General features: G+C 63.1%; 18 protein-coding genes. 11 read left to right on the top strand and 7 right to left on the bottom strand.

Annotated features, from left to right (window positions below; all coding sequences use genetic code 11):
* Positions 1-90: 90 nt before the first annotated feature.
* Positions 91-1,008 (top strand): SMP-30/gluconolactonase/LRE family protein, encoded by a 918-nt coding sequence (locus MSKU9_RS14850; protein WP_141262221.1) that lies wholly within the window; start codon positions 91-93, stop codon positions 1,006-1,008.
* A gap of 149 nt (positions 1,009-1,157) precedes the next feature.
* Here MSKU9_RS14850 and mutT read toward each other — a convergent pair whose 3' ends face one another.
* From mutT to MSKU9_RS14865, 4 genes are all read right to left on the bottom strand, one after another.
* Positions 1,158-2,168: an 8-oxo-dGTP diphosphatase MutT gene (gene mutT, locus MSKU9_RS18840; protein ID WP_141262152.1), complete on the bottom strand. Its 1,011-nt coding sequence runs from the start codon at positions 2,166-2,168 to the stop codon at positions 1,158-1,160.
* Complete coding sequence (locus tag MSKU9_RS14860; protein WP_162851967.1) at positions 2,165-3,286, bottom strand: aromatic ring-hydroxylating oxygenase subunit alpha; 1,122 nt, start codon at positions 3,284-3,286, stop codon at positions 2,165-2,167. Before MSKU9_RS14860 ends, mutT begins: the two co-directional genes overlap by 4 nt.
* Positions 3,264-3,470, bottom strand: a complete 207-nt coding sequence (locus tag MSKU9_RS18145) for a hypothetical protein (RefSeq protein ID WP_162515748.1) — start codon at positions 3,468-3,470, stop codon at positions 3,264-3,266. Before MSKU9_RS18145 ends, MSKU9_RS14860 begins: the two co-directional genes overlap by 23 nt.
* Before the next feature lie 87 nt (positions 3,471-3,557).
* Positions 3,558-4,430, bottom strand: a complete 873-nt coding sequence (locus MSKU9_RS14865; protein WP_141262153.1) for an ATP-binding protein — start codon at positions 4,428-4,430, stop codon at positions 3,558-3,560.
* Between the two features lie 172 nt (positions 4,431-4,602).
* On the opposite strand from MSKU9_RS14865, the gene yajC reads away from it, so the two are divergent.
* A complete protein-coding gene (gene yajC, locus MSKU9_RS14870; protein WP_141262154.1) occupies positions 4,603-4,992 on the top strand; it encodes a preprotein translocase subunit YajC in 390 nt (129 codons plus the stop codon).
* Positions 4,993-5,077: 85 nt separating this feature from the next.
* Entirely contained in the window at positions 5,078-6,511 is a 1,434-nt protein-coding gene (locus tag MSKU9_RS14875; protein ID WP_193557714.1) for a sugar porter family MFS transporter, read from the top strand.
* A gap of 77 nt (positions 6,512-6,588) precedes the next feature.
* On the opposite strand, the gene MSKU9_RS14880 is transcribed toward MSKU9_RS14875, so the two are convergent.
* On the bottom strand, positions 6,589-7,197 hold the full coding sequence (locus tag MSKU9_RS14880) for a superoxide dismutase (protein WP_141262156.1): 609 nt from the start codon (positions 7,195-7,197) through the stop codon (positions 6,589-6,591).
* Between the two features lie 129 nt (positions 7,198-7,326).
* Here MSKU9_RS14880 and MSKU9_RS14885 point away from each other — a divergent pair, with 129 nt between their 5' ends.
* Positions 7,327-8,181 (top strand): squalene/phytoene synthase family protein, encoded by an 855-nt coding sequence (locus MSKU9_RS14885; protein ID WP_141262157.1) that lies wholly within the window; start codon positions 7,327-7,329, stop codon positions 8,179-8,181.
* A gap of 121 nt (positions 8,182-8,302) precedes the next feature.
* Here the strand turns inward: MSKU9_RS14885 and MSKU9_RS14890 are convergent, their stop codons facing one another.
* The gene (locus MSKU9_RS14890; protein ID WP_141262158.1) at positions 8,303-9,178 is read right to left on the bottom strand and encodes an NAD(P)-dependent oxidoreductase; all 876 of its coding nucleotides are present in this window, start codon (positions 9,176-9,178) and stop codon (positions 8,303-8,305) included.
* Between the two features lie 182 nt (positions 9,179-9,360).
* Between MSKU9_RS14890 and MSKU9_RS14895 the strand changes: the two genes are divergently transcribed.
* Complete coding sequence (locus tag MSKU9_RS14895; RefSeq protein ID WP_141262223.1) at positions 9,361-10,314, top strand: bifunctional enoyl-CoA hydratase/phosphate acetyltransferase; 954 nt, start codon at positions 9,361-9,363, stop codon at positions 10,312-10,314.
* Between the two features lie 340 nt (positions 10,315-10,654).
* Positions 10,655-12,151, top strand: coding sequence for a malate:quinone oxidoreductase (locus MSKU9_RS14905; protein WP_141262159.1), 1,497 nt, complete (start codon positions 10,655-10,657; stop codon positions 12,149-12,151).
* Between the two features lie 52 nt (positions 12,152-12,203).
* Here the strand turns inward: MSKU9_RS14905 and MSKU9_RS14910 are convergent, their stop codons facing one another.
* Positions 12,204-12,812, bottom strand: coding sequence for a LabA-like NYN domain-containing protein (locus tag MSKU9_RS14910; RefSeq protein WP_141262160.1), 609 nt, complete (start codon positions 12,810-12,812; stop codon positions 12,204-12,206).
* Between the two features lie 194 nt (positions 12,813-13,006).
* On the opposite strand from MSKU9_RS14910, the gene folK reads away from it, so the two are divergent.
* The 5 genes from folK (at position 13,007) to lepB (ending at position 17,716) form a co-directional block, all read left to right on the top strand.
* Positions 13,007-13,543: a 2-amino-4-hydroxy-6-hydroxymethyldihydropteridine diphosphokinase gene (gene folK / locus MSKU9_RS14915; protein WP_193557711.1), complete on the top strand. Its 537-nt coding sequence runs from the start codon at positions 13,007-13,009 to the stop codon at positions 13,541-13,543.
* A gap of 81 nt (positions 13,544-13,624) precedes the next feature.
* Entirely contained in the window at positions 13,625-14,020 is a 396-nt protein-coding gene (gene rpoZ / locus MSKU9_RS14920; protein ID WP_141262161.1) for a DNA-directed RNA polymerase subunit omega, read from the top strand.
* Between the two features lie 60 nt (positions 14,021-14,080).
* Positions 14,081-16,366 (top strand): RelA/SpoT family protein, encoded by a 2,286-nt coding sequence (locus tag MSKU9_RS14925; RefSeq protein WP_141262225.1) that lies wholly within the window; start codon positions 14,081-14,083, stop codon positions 16,364-16,366.
* Positions 16,367-16,369: 3 nt separating this feature from the next.
* Positions 16,370-16,783, top strand: a complete 414-nt coding sequence (gene acpS, locus MSKU9_RS14930; protein ID WP_141262162.1) for a holo-ACP synthase — start codon at positions 16,370-16,372, stop codon at positions 16,781-16,783.
* Positions 16,784-16,909: 126 nt separating this feature from the next.
* Positions 16,910-17,716, top strand: a complete 807-nt coding sequence (gene lepB, locus MSKU9_RS14935; protein WP_141262163.1) for a signal peptidase I — start codon at positions 16,910-16,912, stop codon at positions 17,714-17,716.
* Positions 17,717-17,718 lie beyond the last annotated feature (2 nt).

The following is a 17,718-nucleotide window of genomic DNA, read 5'->3' on the forward strand; positions in this document are numbered from 1 at the left end:
GTGTCCAACAGGTTGCGGATGGAAGCCGTTTGCCGCCACCCTATAACGACAGTTCCCTTACCGGAAGGAGAAGCCATGAATACGGCAGTAATGCCACAACCGCAGTGCGTATGGGACATCCGGGCGGAACTGGGTGAAGGCCCCGTATGGTCCGTACGTGAACAGGCGCTTTATTTTGTCGATATTGTCGGTCAGGCCATTCACCGCTTTCACCCCGGCAGTGGTGCACGCGCGTCATGGCCTACACCGTTGCGCCCCGGTTTTGTAACCCCGGTCAGTGATGGCACGCTGATGTGCGGACTGAAGGACGGGTTGTACAGCCTGAATCCGACCAGTGGGGAATTTCGCAGGGAAGTCGCGGTCGAACCCGGCCTGCCGGGTAACCGGATCAATGATGGCTGTGTCGATTCGAAGGGGCGTCTGTGGTTCGGCACCATGGATGATGGCGAAAGCACTCCCAGCGGCGCGCTGTATTCCCTGATTCGCAGGGCGGGTGGGCTGGATGTCCGGCGCCATGATGAGGGATATGTCGTCACCAACGGCCCCGGTATTTCGCCTGATGGGCGGCAGCTGTACCATAACCATTCTCCCGCCGGGATCATCTACGTGTTCGATCTGGCCGATGATGGCAGCCTGTCGAACCGGCGTGTATTTGCACGCGTCAGTGACGGCTATCCCGATGGCGTGGTTGTCGATAGCGCGGGCACGTTGTGGGTCGGTGTGTGGAATGGGGGGCGGATCGCACGGTTTCTGCCCGATGGCACGGCCCTGCCATCCATTCCCGTGCCGGGAGCGCTGAACGTGACCAAGGTTGCCTTTGGTGGTCCAGACCTTCGCACGGCCTATATCACCACGGCGCGCAGGAACACACCGCCCGAATGTCTGGCACGGATGCCACAGGCGGGTAGCCTGTTCAGCCTGCGTGTCGATGTGCCGGGGCAGGAACCTGTTGCGTTTCCGGCCACCGAATTCGATGCTCTGCAGGGCATGACGCTGGGGCCGGACTGATCGCGCCGTCAGGGACAGTCTTGAAAACAGATTATTGATAAATAAAAATTGGTGCTGCCTTTTTTAAAAGGCAGCATTCCTTGAAGCTTTCTGAAAAAAGCTTCTTCAGAAACTTCTTTTATGATCTGCAGGCTTTTCCAAGCCGTCCCTTACAGCAGATCCTGCAGCAGCGGGATCAGGGGGCGGTCGGCATCAGGCATGGGATAATCCCGCAGGTCATGGGCTGCCACCCATTTCAGGGTCTGCCCTTCGCGCGCGGTGGGAGTGTTTTTCCACCGATGGCAGACATAAACGGGCATGAGCAGGTGAAAATGCCCGTAATCATGGGAAACGAAGGTAAACGGCGCAAGGCAGGAGCGTGCAACGTCCAGCCCCAGTTCCTCATCCAGTTCCCGTATCAGGGCCTCTTCCGGTGTTTCCCCGGCTTCGACCTTGCCGCCGGGAAATTCCCACAGGCCCGCCATGGACTTGCCTTCGGGCCTGCGGGCCAGCAGCACGCGGGCGTCCGAATCCACCAGGGCCACGGCCGCGACCAGCACGACCTTGCGGGTCGTGTCCGCAGCCTGCGCCATTTCCTCGGCCATTGCCTCTCCCGACAGGTCGGCATGGCGTGCTTCGAACAGACGGACGGGATATTCCCCCCCGCGTGAGACGAATTCCTGCGATCCCGTCCCGTTTTCCCGAAAGCCGATCCGCTTCAGCACCGCAACGGAGGCATGGTTGTCGTGCGCCGCGGATGCCGTCAGGCGGTCTACCGGCAGGTTGGCCAGCGCCCAGCGCGCCAGTCGGCCCGCCGTGGTGCTGGCGACCTTGCGGTTCCAGTGCGCCCGTCCCACCCAGTACCCCAGCGAACATGACCGGTCGGCACTGTTGATGCGCAGGCCGATGCATCCGATCAGCGAATCAGGCTGATCGGACCCGGGGCATGTAATGGCGAAATGATAGGCTTCCCCGCGCTGGGACTGTTCGATGGTGGCGGCAATCCACTCTTCAGTCAGGGCCAGCGAGTAGGGGAATGGAACGCGGCTGAGCATCCGCACCACGCTCCAGTCATTGATCAGCCTGTGCATGGTGGCTGCATCAGACGTGCGGACTTCACGCAGGCGGTATTCCCCGGCATCCAGTAGGGTGCCTGAACCATGTAATCCCTGCACGCTCATGCGGGCGAGGCGCCCCTGGCAACCGGTGCCGGGGCGTCCTGCCCGGCCGGTAGCCCACATTCCACCAGCAGTTCGCGCAGGTTGCAGATGACCGGGAAGATTTCCTGGTTACGGTCGCCGCCCTGTTCGTACCAGGCATTCTGTTCCAGTTCCACGATCTCGCGGTCTTCACGGAAAATCCGTTCGGTGAACGCGGTCAGGAACGGCCATGCCAGGTCCAGTATGCCCGGAATGCCCGGCCGCTTGATCGACAGCAGCCCGAACACCCGGTTGGTCAGTTCCGCTTCGTCCTGTGGCACGTACGCGATCCACAGGTCCATGACCGGCGCGTTGTCACCCGTCTGGATATGAAGCGTCTGGTAGGGGTAGGTCGTGCGGATGGTCATGACGTCGCGATGGGCGAATTTTTCGCTGTTGTCGCGCTTCTGGCCAAAGATTAGCGCCTCGCCAATCGGCTGCTTGCCGCCGGTTCGCGCGAAGCTGTAGCGCGCTTCCACCAGTCCGGGGCCACGTTCCTGGCCCAGGAAGCGGGGCTTCATCTGGCCCATCTGCTTCATGTGCATGAACTGGTGGTTCATGTCCATCAGGTTCTCGTGCATGAAGCTGTAGTGGCAATGCACAAGCTGGCCAAAGCGGCGGGTCTTGTAGGCCGGATTGGCTACTTCCGCCAGACGGGGAAAAGGTGTTGTCTCCGCCTTGGCAGGATCGCCGGGGAAGACAAAGATCAGGCCATCGACCTCGCGCACGGGATAGGTGCGCACGCCATTGGGCAGCTTGCCCTTACCCAGATACGGCACGTCAATGCAGCGGCCCGACCGGCCATAGGCCCAGCCGTGATAGCAGCACTGGACCGATTCGCCCTTGACCGTGCCCTTGCTCAGCGGGACCTGACGGTGGGCGCAGCGGTCTTCCAGCGCGAATACGCTTCCGCCTTCCCTGGGGCGGACGAGGGCAATGGGCTGCCCGGCATAGCGGGTGCCTATGGTTTTGCCTGGCTTCAGCTCCCGCGACCAGGCGACGGGGTACCAGAAATCGGGGTTGGCACGAATTCGGCGCAGATCCCGCCCGGTGACCGGGGCGGAGGACTGCATGCTGTCAGGCGATAACGACTGATCCATTGTCTCTCTTGACTGTTAACAGGGCATGGCAGCCGGATGTGCCATGGAACAGGATGCCGGTCACATGCCGGAAGGTGATGCATGTTCGACCGTATCGTGCCGCCATGGCGATATTAAGAATGTTTTTTACTCTCAGGGCAAATGGTTCAGCGCCATAATGTTTTGTAATGTATTGTGGCGCCATGCCCCGACGGTTTCCCTCGCTGCTGCCATGGATGTTGATGGTAACGCCACCATGGCAGGCTGGATATGGATCAATCCATGTTATGGATCATGCTCGGGCCGAAAGTTCCGCGCTCAGGTCTTCAATGAACTGGAACGCCACACGTCCCGACCGGCCACCGCGCGATAGCGACCACGCATTGGCCCGCCGGGTCAGGTCCGCATCCGTGATCGGCAGGCTGCGTTCCCTGGCATAGGCGCGGACCATGTTCATGAAGGTATCCTGCGCGCAGTTGTGAAACCCGATCCACAGGCCGAAACGGTCGGACAGCGAGACCTTTTCCTCCGTTGCTTCGGCCGTGTTGATGGCCGTTGAACTTTCGTTCTCGATCATTTCACGCGGCATCAGGTGGCGGCGGTTGGACGTGGCGTAGAACAGCACGTTCTGTGGTCGCCCGGCGATCCCGCCATCCAGCACCGATTTCAGGGCCTTGTAATCCGCGTCCTCACGCTCGAACGACAGGTCATCGCAGAAGACGATGAAGCGGCGCGGGCTTTCACGCAGCAGCGCCAGCAGGTCAGGCAGGGTGGACAGGTCCTCGCGCTGGATTTCAACCAGTACCAGTCGCCCCTTGCCCGGCGCCGCGGGCCTGCCATCAACCAGATTTGCCTGCGCGTGGGCCGCCTTGACCAGCGATGACTTGCCCATGCCGCGCGCGCCCCACAGCATGGCGTTGTTGGCCGGCAGGCCGCTTGCAAAATGCAGCGTGTTGTCCAGCAGCATCTGCCGCTGGCGGTCGATGCCCTGCAGCAGGGCCATGTCCACATGGGCGACATGGGGCACGGCCGTCAGGCGGCCAAGGCCGGGATGCCAGATGAAGGCATCCGCCTGATCCAGTCCGGCAAGCGAGGGGGCGGGCGGTGACAGCCGTTCAAGGGCGGCGGCGATACGTTCGAGAAGGGGGAGGGAAGTGCTGTCCATCGTCGTTCCTGATTCCAGCATGACTGTGTGCGGTAGCGTATGCCACCAGGTGATCCGGAGCGCGTTGGCCGAACGGGACAGGCGAACGCCTTGACGGGAAACAGGCGAAAACTATGGTCCGCATGACAAAGTCGCAACCCGTTCAATCCTTCATTATGCCGGAAAGATCATAATGCCTTCCATTATCAATGATTTGCTGACCACTCCCGCCCATGCCCAGTCGGCTGGCGGCGGCCTGCTGAGTGGCGACGGCATCATGGCCGTGCTGCCGTACGTGGCCATGTTTGCCATTTTCTATTTCCTGCTGATTCGCCCACAGCAGGTCAAGCAGAAGCAGCTGCGCAACCAGCTTGCGGGCCTGCGTCGGGGTGACCGGGTGCTGACGGCGGGCGGCATCATCGGCGTGGTGCAGAAAGTCCAGGCGGAATCGAACGAGGTCGAGGTCGAGATCGCACCCGGCGTGCGCGTGAACGTGCTGCGTGACACCATCGGTTCGGTCATTACCAGCGCGGGCACTCCTGCGAATGATGCCACCCCGGACAAGCCCGCAAAGAACGGCTGACGCCCTTTTCCCCGCCTGACTGCAGGCGGGGGTGAACTTCCCCCGCATTGTGCCGTTGCTTACTGTAACATCAGGAGCAGGCATGATGCACAGGCAGCCCGGCAACGCAGAAACTGGCCCCACCATCCGGCATGGGCCGGTCCTGCGGGGACGTGCGGGGTTGATCGGTGGTCTTGCGGCGCTGTCGGGCATCCTGTTCGGGCTGGATACGGGTGTCATGTCCGGTGCGCTGGACCTGATCTCGCAGGAATTCATCCTGTCGGATTTCCAGCGCGAATCCATGGTGGGCATCATGCTGCTGGGTGCCGCGATTGGCGTGCTGGGGGCGGCATGGCTGTCGCATCGCTGCGGACGAAAGCGCACGCTGGTGCTGACGGCGGGCCTGTTCGTGATCGGTCCCCTGTTATGTGCCGAATCCACATCCTACCGCACGCTCATGCTGGCCCGGCTGATGCTGGGGCTGGCGACCGGGGCGACCACGTTCACCACACCGCTTTATATTGCTGAAATCGCCGATTCCGGGCGCCGGGGCGCGATGATACTGGGCTATCAGCTCATGATCTCATGCGGGTTGCTGGCGGCGTTCGTGTCCGACGGGCTGTTTTCCTATTTCGGTGGATGGCGGTGGATGCTGGGCGTCGTGGGCTTTCCGGGGCTGGTATTCATGATGGGGGTGCTGTTCCTGCCGCCCAGCCCGCGCTGGCTGCTGGCGCAGGGGCGTGAGCGGGACGCGCGCCGCGTACTGATCGAACTGCGTGGCCTGCCCCGGCTGGTCATGGCCGAACGCAACGCCATCATGGCCCGGCTGGCCGCGCGCCGTGACGGGATCGGCAGTTTCATGAAGGACCCGAACTGCCGCCGGGCCATGTGGCTGGCGGTGGGACTGCAGGTGGCGCAGCAGTTTTCGGGCATCAACGCAGTGCTGTACTACGCTCCCTACATCATCGGTCTGGTGGGGTATGGCCATTATGTGCAGGTCTGGGGACCGGTCGGGATCGGGTTCATCAACCTGCTGTCCACCTGTATCGCCACGACCTGCGTGGACCGGATCGGACGCAGGCCCATGCTGATCGGCGGTTTTGCCGTCATGGCACTGGCCATGGCAGGGCAGGCGGCCATGGTGGCGCATGGCATGCCCCCCATGCCGGGTATGCGGCTGCTTATGGGGGTGTGCATGCTGGTGTTCGTGGCAGCGTTCGCATTCGCGGCGGGACCGCTGACCTGGCTGCTCTGTGCCGAAATCCTGCCGCTGCGCGGGCGTGAGTTCGGCATGGCGTGTTCCACCTGCGCCAACTGGATCGCCAACATGCTGGTCAGCGCCACGTTCCTGACCGGGCTGGAAATCGTGGGTGCGAACGGGGTGCTGTGGGGGTATGCCGGGCTGAACGCGGTGTTCATGGTCATGGTGGCGCTGCGCGTGCCCGAAACGCGTGGCATGACGCTGGAACAGATCGAGGTGGAACTGATGCGCGGCACCCCGCTGCGGGCATTGGGCGGGCGGGCACATTCGGGGGCGTGAAGGAAGCATCGTGACCCGTTACGCAAAAAACCCGGCGCAAGGCCGGGTTTTTCGGTCTGTTACCTGAAATCAGGCAATCAGGCGGACTGAAGCTGCGCCTCGGCGAACTCGTAGTTGGCCAGCTTGTCCAGGTAGTTGGTGATGTAGTCGGGACGGCGGTTGCGGAAGTCGAGGTAGTAGGAGTGTTCCCATACATCCAGACCCAGCAGCACCTTGCCCTGGCCTTCGGCCAGCGGGTTGGAGCCGTTGGCGGTCTTGGTCACCTTCAGCTTGCCGTCGGATGCCAGCACCAGCCATGCCCAGCCCGAGCCGAACTGCGATGCGGCGGCTGCCTTGAAATCGGCCTTGAACTTTTCAATGGTGCCGAAGTCCTCGACCAGCTTCTTGGACAGGGATGAGGGGATCTCGCCGCCCTTGGGGGCAAGGTTCTGCCAGAACAGGATGTGGTTCCAATGCTGTCCCGCATTGTTGAACACGGGCGCCAGGTCAGGCTTGCCCTTGACCATGAGGATGATTTCCTCAAGCGACTTGCCCTGCAGTTCCGGCTTGGATTCGACAAATCCGTTCAGCGCCGTCACATAGGCCTGATGGTGCTTGTCATGATGCAGTTCCAGCGTTTCCTGGCACATGCCACGGTTGGCAAGGGCATTGTAGGCGAAGGGAAGGGACGGCAATTCGAAAGCCATGAACATTCTCCTGGGAATTGCAAGGAGCGGCATGAAGCCGCCATACCAAGATTGCTATGGGTGCGGAGCGGGTGCGTCAAGTGACGGTCACATGAACACCCCCGCGCCACGCCTTCCGGACCAAACGCCATGACGGGGCAGATGGATGCATGCCAGCCGGCGGGCACAGGGGCCTCATTCCTGCATGAGGCGCGTCGTATCGACCCTGACCGCTTTTTCTGTGCGCTGTTCGTCCCCCCCGCCGCGCGCATGGCGGCGATGGTGCTGATCGCCTTCAACCATGAATGTACGCGGGCGGTGGCGACACCCGCGTCATGGGCGGTTGCAGGCCCGATGGCGGGGCTGATCCGGCTGCAGTGGTGGCGCGACGTGCTGGAAAGCGGCAATGCGCAGCGCCACGATACGGCGGTGGCGCTGCTGGAGCTGCTGGGGCGCGGCATGGTGCGGCGCGAGACGCTGGAGGGCATCATCATGGCACGCGAATGTGAACTCGATGGCCTGCCCGACGGAGCGGCATGGCAGGCGTCCATGCTGGATGGCGCGGGTGGCGTGCAGGTCGCCATGGCGCAGGCGGCGGGCTTTACCGACCCCACACTGCTGGCGCGCATACGCCTTATGGGCGGGATTTATGGTGCGGGCGCACTGGTGCGTTACCTGCCTGTCGTGCTGCGCGCGGGGCGATGCCCGTTACCCGAGGATGCACTGGCGGCGGTTGGCCTGACACGCGACGGCCTGCGCACCGGGCAGGCCACGCCCACCCAGATCGCCACCCTGCGCGACGGGTTGCGCCAGCAGGGACGCGAATGGCTGGACATGGTGCGTGAGGGACCGCGCCTGCCACGCGCGGCCCTTGCCACGGGACTGCCTGCTGTCCTTGGTTTGCGGGACATGCGCGGGCATGTGGGGAACGATGCGGATGCATCCCCCCGTGGCATGGGCGACCGACTGGCGGTCATGGGTGCGCTGCTGCGCGGGCGGGTCTAGGGACAATCCACAGGCGAAAATAACAGAAGTTTTTGGGTGCCGCCCTGTTTCAGAAAGGCGGCGTTCTTCGAAGCTTCCTGAAAAAAAGCTTTACCAAAAATTTTTATTAATTTTCAAAGGATTATGGAGTATTGGCCACCATGCTTTCCATGACGGCGAACAGGGCGGAATAATCCTCGTCCGGGTGGCGGCGGCGGGTCAGCGACAGGCTCTGGGTTGCAGCGGCCATGGCGGGCAGGGGCGCGGTCTGGCGCGCCGCGTCGGTCATGAGCAGGCGCATGTCCTTCTGCATCAGGCGGGCGGGGAACTGGGGGCTGAAATCGCCAGCCTTCGCCGCCTTCAGTTTGCGCTTGTGGTGGGGTGAGATCACCGGCACCTCATCCAGCGCGTCAAACAGCATGTCCCGGTCCAGCCCGGATGCCAGCCCGTAAGTTACGCCTTCCGCCACGATCGCAAGGGTCGCGCCCATGATGCCGTTGATGACCAGTTTCAGCTTCGACCCGCTGCCTGCAGGCCCGGCATGGATGGTCAGGCGGCCAATGGCGTCAAAAATACCCTGCGCGCGGCTGATATCGGCGGCCGTGCCACCGGCCAGCACGATAAGGTTACCCGACTCCGCCTCTGGCGTGCTGCCGGCCACGGGGGCGTCAATGACGGTAATGCCACGCGCGTGGCCCACCTGCGCCAGGGCTACGGATGTTTCGGGTGCAACCGTGCTGGTGTTGAGCAGCAGGCCGCCGGACTTCATGCCCGCCAGTACGCCGTTGGGACCGTTCATGGATTTGTCCAGTGCGTCGTCATCCGGCACGCAGGCAATGACGATATCGGCTTCCTGCGCCAGCGCGCGTGGGGTGGGCAGGAACCGGGTGCTGCCGTCGCCCCCCTTGCCCGATGGGGTGTAAGCCACGATCCGGTAGCCAGCCTTGACCAGATTGGCCCCCATGCGGGACGCCATGGCCCCAAATCCGACAAAACCGATCAGCGGAGCGGTGGACATGCGGGTTCTCCTTAGCTTGTTTCGTGATGGCCCGTGGGCCGGTGCATAAGGTGGGCGATGGCATGCATGGCGTCACGCCCCGATGACGCGCGGCGGCCATGCCTCGCACAAAGATGATGGCGGGGGAGGGCAGGGTCCTGTGGCATCAGGTGCGCATAGCCTGTCCGCCACGGGAAGGAGACATGATGCGCAGCCTGCATTTTTTTGACGATCTTGCACGCACCCTGGCCGGGCGTCCGCCCATGGCGCTGGGCGTGGTTTATCCCTGCAGCGTGCCCGCGTTGCAGGCGGCATCAGAGGTCGCGCATGCGGGTCTGGCCACGCCAGTGCTGATCGGCCCTGCCGACCGGATTGGCCAGATGGCGAAGGATGCAGGCGTCACGCTGTCCGGTTGCCGCAATGTTGACGTGCCCACCGATGGTGACGCCGCGCGCGAAGGCGTGCGCATGGCGCGTGAGGGGACGGTTGCGGCCCTGATGAAGGGATCGCTGCATTCGCGCATCTTCCTGCATGAACTGGGCCACCATGAAGGTGGCCTGCGCACGACCCGGCGCATGAGCCACGTCTATGTCCTTGATGCGCCACAGGCCCCGCGCGTGCTGCTGGTGACGGACGGGGCGGTGAACATCGCCCCCGATCTCGAGGCCCGGCGCGATATCGTCCAGAACAGCATCGACCTTGGCCACATGCTGGGCATGGCCCGGCCGAAGGTTGCGGTCCTGTCAGCGGTGGAGATGGTCAATCCCGACCTGCCCTCCACGCTGGATGCGGCCATATTGTGCAAGATGGCCGAACGCGGCCAGATTACAGGCGCGGTACTGGATGGCCCGCTGGCGCTGGACAACGCTGTCAGCCCGGAGGCCGCGCGTTGCAAGGGCGTGGTCTCCCCCGTGGCGGGACAGGCAGACATACTGGTGGTGCCCGACCTTGAGGCCGGAAATATCCTTGCCAAGCAGATGACCTTTATCGGTCAGGCGCGGGCGGCGGGTATTGTCATGGGCATGCGCGTGCCCGTCATCCTGACCAGTCGCGCCGATCCCGTGCCGGTGCGCGTGCTGTCATGCATGGTGGCGGCGGTCATGATCCAGCAGGGTTATGGCGGGAATCCGACGGCCAGCATGGATCAATGCGGATGACGGTCCCGTATGATGCGTGTAAGGAGGGGCGGCCCGCTCGCGCGATGTTGTCCATGCTGGCGGGTGGCGTTTTCCGGCGGCAGGCACGGTGTGAACCGCGGCGTCCGGTCCCTGGCGTGGTGGCGCGGGTTGCCGTCCTCGCGCAGAGATGATGCCCCGCCATGGCGCACATGGTGGCAAGGAAAGGGCTGACGACTACCCGGCGTGGGGTCATGCCCCGTGTGCCGGTGACTGACATGAACGTGCAATCAGGCCGGGTTCCCCGCGCCGCCGGGTGGCTGCCCGGTCCAGCCGATGAACAGCCACGCAGCGGGTTTCCGATGCCGATCCGGAGAATGCCATGACCTCGAATCCCTCCTCTGCCGCTTCCACCTATGATGTGGTCCTGATTGGCGGCGGAATCATGAGTGCAACGCTGGGCGCGCTGCTGCGCCAGCTTGAGCCGGGCCTGTCCATTGCCCTGTTCGGGCGGCTGGATGACGTGGCGCTGGAAAGTTCCAATGGCTGGAACAATGCCGGCACCGGCCATTCCGCCCTGTGCGAACTGAATTACACGCCGCTGCGCCCTGACGGGACGGTGGATATTTCCAAGGCCGTGAACGTTAACGAGGCGTTTCAGGTTTCACGCCAGTTCTGGTCCTATCTGGTGGAATCGGGGCAGATCGCCTCACCACGCGACTTCCTTAATCCCATCCCGCATATGAGCTTCGTCTGGGGGCCTGAAAACGTGGATTTCCTGCGCAGGCGGCATGCGGCGCTGCAGGAACACCCGCTGTTTGCCGGCATGTCGCTGTCAACCGATGAAGGGCAGATGCGCCAGTGGATGCCGCTGGTCATGCAGGACCGCAAGTCCGGCCAGCCGCTGGCCGCCACCTGGCACCCGGCGGGCACGGACGTGAATTTCGGCGCGCTGACCCATCGTCTGATCGACCTGCTGCGGGGCAAGCCGGGCTTTGATCTCAACCTCGCGCATGAAGTGGAAGACCTCAAGCCCGCAGGCAGCAACGGGTGGGATGTTTCCGTTCGTGCCGTGCATGGCGGGGGCGAGCGCAAGGTGCGCGCGAAATTCGTGTTCATCGGCGCAGGCGGCGGCGCGCTGCACCTGTTGCAGAAAAGCGGCATACCCGAAGCCCGTGGCATTGGCGGTTTCCCGGTCAGCGGCCAGTTCCTGCGCTGCACCAACCCCGATGTGGTCCAGCAGCATCATGCCAAGGTATATGGCAAGGCATCGGTCGGCGCGCCGCCCATGTCGGTGCCGCATCTGGATACGCGCGTGATTGACGGGCAGCGTGGCCTGCTGTTCGGTCCGTATGCCGGGTTTTCGACCAAGTTCCTCAAGCAGGGGTCGTGGCTGGACCTGCCGCGCTCCATCCGTATGGACAATATCGGGGCGATGATGGCGGTGGCGCGCGACAACATGCCGCTGACAAAATACCTGATCCAGCAGGTCATGCAGTCCAGCGAGGATCGCCTGAAGGCGCTGCGTGACTTCGTCCCCACCGCACGCAAGGAGGACTGGGAACTGATTACCGCAGGCCAGCGCGTGCAGGTGATCAAGAAGGATGCCAGGCGTGGCGGCGTGCTGCAGTTCGGCACCGAAGTGGTGACCGGGGCTGGCGGGTCGATCGCGGGCCTGCTGGGGGCATCACCGGGCGCATCCACGGCGGCGCCAATCATGCTGACGGTGCTGCAGCGCTGCTTTGGCGATCGCCTGCCGCAGTGGGAATCCCGCCTGCGTGAAATGATCCCGTCCTATGGCACCAAGCTGGGGCAGGACGCGGCCCTGTGCGCGCAGGTGCGCGAACGTACGCGCACGGCACTGCAACTGGACGGCTGATCCCACGAAAAACCCCGCCCGGCAGTCTGTGGCGGGCGGGGTGCGGTCTGTCTCAGTCCTCGTCGTGTTCGCTCATCTGGTCAGCGGGATGGCGTACCGGTGGGACGGCATTGCGGGGGGGGCGGTTTTCGATATGGCGGCGCATGAAGTGGGTCGCGATATCCGCCAGTTCAATGAACTGGTCCGCCTGACGGCGCAGTTCGTCGCCAATCAGTGGCGGCGAAGTCTTGATCGACCCGACCACGGTGGTGCGCACGCCCTGACGCTGCATGGATTCCAGCAGGCGGCGGAAATCCGAATCCCCGCTGAACAGGACGGCATGATCTATGTGCGGGGCCATTTCCATCATGTCCACCGCCAGTTCCACATCCATGTTGCCCCGCACGCGGCGGCGGCCGTTATGGTCGATGAACTCACGCGCGTTCTTTGTGACGAGTGAGTAGCCGTTATAGACAAGCCAGTCGGTCAGCGGTTTGAGGGGTGAATATTCCTCGGTGTCCAGGACGGCGGAATAATAATAGGCACGCAGTACATTCGACTTGGAACGGAAAAACTGCAGCAGCTTGCGGTAATCGACCTCAAATCCAAGATTGCGGGATGCGGAGTACAGACTGGTGCCGTCTATAAAAAGACAAAGCCGCTCCTGAGATTGAAAAAACATTTATGGTCTGTCCCTGAAACAAAAAAAGTGAATACGTCACAGCCGTGTTAAAATTTGCGTTGCATGTATTCTGCCGCGCAGTGAAAGTTGTCTGGCAGAAATGAACCCTGCATACATAGAAGCTGGATCCATTCCGGAAGTTCCCTATGCGGGGATTACTAACCGACAGCAACCGTCCGGGACACTGTTTTCACATGACAATGCTGCAATCTGCCTCCAGTTCTGGCGATATAACAATTGCTGTGGGTGCCAACCTGCCACGTGAAAGTGGTGAAACTGCGGCTGAGACCTGCCTCTGGGCGGTGGGCCAGCTTGCATGCCTGCCCGGCCTGTCGGTGGTGGCGGTTTCGCGCTGGTATGAAAGCGCGCCGGTGCCCCCTTCGGGCCAGCCGCCTTATGTAAACGGAGTCGTGCGGCTGTCGGGGCAGGTGGGCCCGGCATGGCTGCTGGCGCGCCTGCATGAAATCGAGGCTGCGGCCGGACGCAGGCGCACGGTGGCCAATGCCGCCCGCCCGCTTGACCTTGACATCATCACCATGGGCGGCCTTGTGCGCGCCAGCCCCGATCCCGTCGTGCCACACCCGCGCGCGACCGGGCGAGCCTTCGTGCTGCTGCCGCTGCGTGATGTCATGCCGGACTGGCGCGACCCGGTGACGGGGCGGGGGATCGATACTTTCCTGCCCGGTATCGCCGGGCAGGAGATCACGGCCATGCCCGTGCGCGCCGAGTGAATGCTTGCATCAGGACAGGGCTGGGGGTAGTAAGGTAAATTCTGATCAACACAACCAATTAATAACCGGAGTTCAGGCCTGATGGCACGCGTCACTGTCGAGGACTGCGTTGAGCGGGTTCCCAATCGTTTTGAACTGGTGCTGCTGGCGGCCCAGCGTGCACGCGCCCTGTCGCGCGGCGAGGAAATGACGATTGACCGCGACAACGACAAGAACCCCGTTGTTGCCCTGCGTGAGATCGCGGACCAGACCGTGGGTCTGGACCAGATCCGCAGCGACCTCATCCGCTCGCTGGCCCGCGCGCCGGAACCCGAGCCTGCCGATGAGGAAGTGGTCGACCTGATCCCGACCGAGCAGAACATCTTCGGCCTGCAGGATGTCTCGGCCGAGGAAGAGGCACGCAATTCCAGCAGCGGCATGTCGGCTGAAGAACTTGAGGCCTCGGTCGAGGCGGCCCTGAGTGGACGGGGTCGGTAACATCTGACGAAGGGGTGGAAGGTGACTGACCCGGTCAGATCGGAAACGACATCTTCCTCCATGCCCGTGCCTGTCACGGGCGGAGTGACGGCAGGCGCTGCCGCCCTTCCCGCCACGCGGGGGGAAGGGGAACGCGTGGTTTCATGCGACGGCCTGATCCGTCGCGTTCTGGCGTATGATCCCGGCGCCGATACGGACCTGATCCGCCGCGCATTTGATGTGGCGCTGGCCGCCCATGCAGGGCAGGCGCGCGACAACGGTGATCCCTACATTACCCATCCGCTGGCTGTCGCCAACATACTGGCGGGCTTTCACCTTGATACCGCCTCGATCATCACGGCGCTGCTGCATGATACGATCGAGGATACGGGTGTCACCCAGCAGCAGTTGCGCAGCGAATTCGGCAACACCGTTGCCGAACTGGTGGATGGCGTCACCAAGCTGACACGGCTGGAACTGCAGTCGGACCGTACCAAGCAGGCGGAAAACTTCCGCAAGCTGGTGCTGGCCATGTCGCGCGACATCCGCGTGCTGCTGGTCAAGCTGGCCGATCGCCTGCACAACATGCGCACGCTGCATTATGTCCAGCGTCTGGACCGACGCCAGCGCATCGCGCGCGAGACCATGGAAATCTACGCCCCCCTTGCCGGCCGTATCGGCATGGACAAGGTGAAGGTGGAACTGCAGAACCTGTCGTTCGCGGCGCTTGAGCCGGAGGCGATGGCGACCATCCGCGCGCGCCTGAATTACCTGCGCGGGCAGGGTGCTGATGTAATCGAGGAAATCCGTCGCGAACTTCAGGCCCTGTGCGCGCAGGCCGGACTTGAGGGCGTGGAAGTGACGGGGCGTGAAAAGACGCCCTATTCCATCTGGGAAAAGATGCAGCGGCGCAATGTCGCGTTTGAACAGCTGTCCGACATCATGGCATTCCGTATCATGGTGCCGACGCGGGAAGCCTGTTACGTGGCCCTTGGCGCGGTGCATGCGGCCTATCCGGTCATTGCCGGGCGGTTCAAGGACTATATCTCCACCCCCAAGGCCAACGGTTACCAGAGCCTGCATACCGGTGTGACCCTGCGCCATCCGCGCAACCAGAAGATCGAGGTCCAGATCCGCACGCCGGAAATGCACGACGTCGCCGAAAACGGTGTTGCGTCGCACTGGCTGTACAAACAACTGCCCGATGCCGCGACGGGCAAGGAGACGAAGGGCGTCGTCTCCGGCCTGCGCTGGGTGCAGGACCTGCTCGATATCCTTGAGGACTCGGCAGCTCCCGATGAGTTTCTTGAGAACACCAAGCTTGAACTCTATCAGGATCAGGTTTTCTGCTTTACGCCCAAGGGGCAGCTGATTTCGCTGCCACGTGGGGCGACGCCGGTCGATTTCGCCTATGCCGTGCACAGCCAGGTGGGCGACAGCTGCGTTGGCGCGCGCATCAATGGCCGTCTCATGCCGTTGCGCCATGAATTGCAGAATGGGGATCAGGTCGAGATCATGACCGCGCGCGGGGGCACGCCCTCGCCGTCATGGGAACGCTTTGTCGTCACGGGCAAGGCACGCGCGCGTATTCGCCGCCATGTGGCGCTGCAGCAGCGCGAGGCCCATCTGGAAAGTGGCCGTGTGGCGCTGGCCAAGGCCTTCCGGCAGGAAGGCGTGGATGGATCGGAAAAGGTGCTGGACAGCCTGCTCAGGGACCTGCGCCTGCAATCGGTGCCCGACCTGTATGTGGCGGTGGGCAATGGCAACCAGTCCGCGCGTGAGGTCGTGCAGCTTGCCTATCCCGAACTGCGGCGTGCGCCGCGTGCGCCGCGCATGGTGCCGGGGCTGTCCATGCGCGCGCCCACGGGCGCGCCCGGTGGGGCCGCGGGGCGGCGCAAGCCTGCGGCGGGCATGGCGCTGGCGGGGGTGGGCGCTGGCATGGCGGTGCATTTCGCCGGGTGCTGCCATCCGCTGCCCGGTGACCGGATCGTGGGTATCGTGTCCACCGGCAAGGGGATTACGGTCCACACGCTGGGATGCCAGACGCTGGAAACCTTTGCCGCGACTCCTGAACGGTTCATGGACCTTGACTGGGATTACGACCTGATCGCGCGCAACGCCACCGGGCATTACACCGGGCGGCTGAGCGTGGTGACGGCCAATGAACCGGCCATGCTGGCGACGCTGACCAATATCGCCGCCAAGCATGAAGGCGTGCTGGTCAACCTGCGTATCGTCAACCGCCAGCTTGAATTCATGGAAATCCTTGCCGATATCGAGGTCCGGGATCTCCGCCACCTGACCGCCATCATGGTGGCGCTGCGCGCGGCGCGTGGTGTGGTGCAGGTTGAACGGGCCAGGGGGTAGGTCATGCTGATCGGTATCGGGTCGGACCTGTGTGACGCAAGGCGGATCGAAACCGTCCTTGCGCAGCATGGCGCGCGGTTCGAGCAGCGGGTCTTTACCGTAACCGAACGCGCCGCGGCCGGTCGCAGGCAGGGAACGGCGCGGCTGGGAACCTACGCCAAGCGGTGGGCGGCGAAGGAAGCCTGCGCCAAGGCGCTGGGCACCGGTTTCGCACAAGGTGTGTTCCATCGTGACATGGGGGTTGAAAACCTGCCGACCGGCCAGCCGGTCATGCGGCTGACGGGCGGGGCGCTGGCGCGTCTGGACGTGCTGGTGCCTGATGGGTATGTGGCGCGGGTTTTCCTGACCATGACCGATGAACATCCCTATGCCTTCGCACAGGTCATGATCATGGCGGAAAAGGCCAGCGGACCCTGATCACCTGTCGTGCCCGTATGGGCAATGCTTGACAGGGGAGGGGTGCGTGGGCTTGATCCGCACGTTATTCGTCCGGCGTTGCCTGTCCGGTCGATGCCAGATCCGGATTGAAGAATAATTATGCCAATGGACGATAACAAGACGATTTCCTCCCCATCGGGACCAGACGCGGCGCGTCGGGACGGTGGCCTGCTGGACCTTGTGCGTACCGTCGTGATTGCCGGTATTCTGGCCATCAGCGTGCGCACGGTACTGTTCGAACCATTCAACATCCCGTCCGGTTCCATGATCCCGACACTGCAGGTGGGGGATTACGTGTGGGTGGCCAAATACAGCTATGGCTATTCGCGCTATGCGCTGCCCGGTTCCCCCAACCTGTTCGAGGGGCGGATCTTCAGCAGCGCCCCGCATCGTGGCGATGTGGCGGTGTTCCGTTTTACCAAGGACACGTCCATCGATTACATCAAGCGGATCGTCGGCCTGCCAGGTGACACGGTGCAGATGCGCGAAGGGAAGCTGTTCCTGAACGGGCAGCAGGTCCCGCGTGAGCCGGAAGGCGAATACACCGCGATAGACGAACACCGTACCCATATGGATGGCGAGCGTTACCGTGAAATCCTGCCCGGTAGTGGTGGCCATGGCCCGGTTGCCCACGACATCCTGAAACTGACGGATGAAGGGGGGAAGAACGATACCCCGGAATACGTCGTGCCGCCGGGCTATTTCTTCGCCATGGGCGACAATCGTGATGACAGTGCCGACAGTCGCTTCATGGGCGATGAACCGCAGGACCTTGGCTTCGTTCCGATGGAAAACCTGGTGGGACAGGCCAAATGGATCTTCATGTCTGTCGATAACGCCCATCCGTTCTGGCAGGTCTGGTACTGGCCGGTCGAGATCCGCTGGAACCGCCTGTTCATGGGGATCCACTGACC

Origin of the sequence: Komagataeibacter diospyri (assembly GCF_006538165.1) — a bacterium.
GTDB lineage: Bacteria > Pseudomonadota > Alphaproteobacteria > Acetobacterales > Acetobacteraceae > Komagataeibacter > Komagataeibacter diospyri.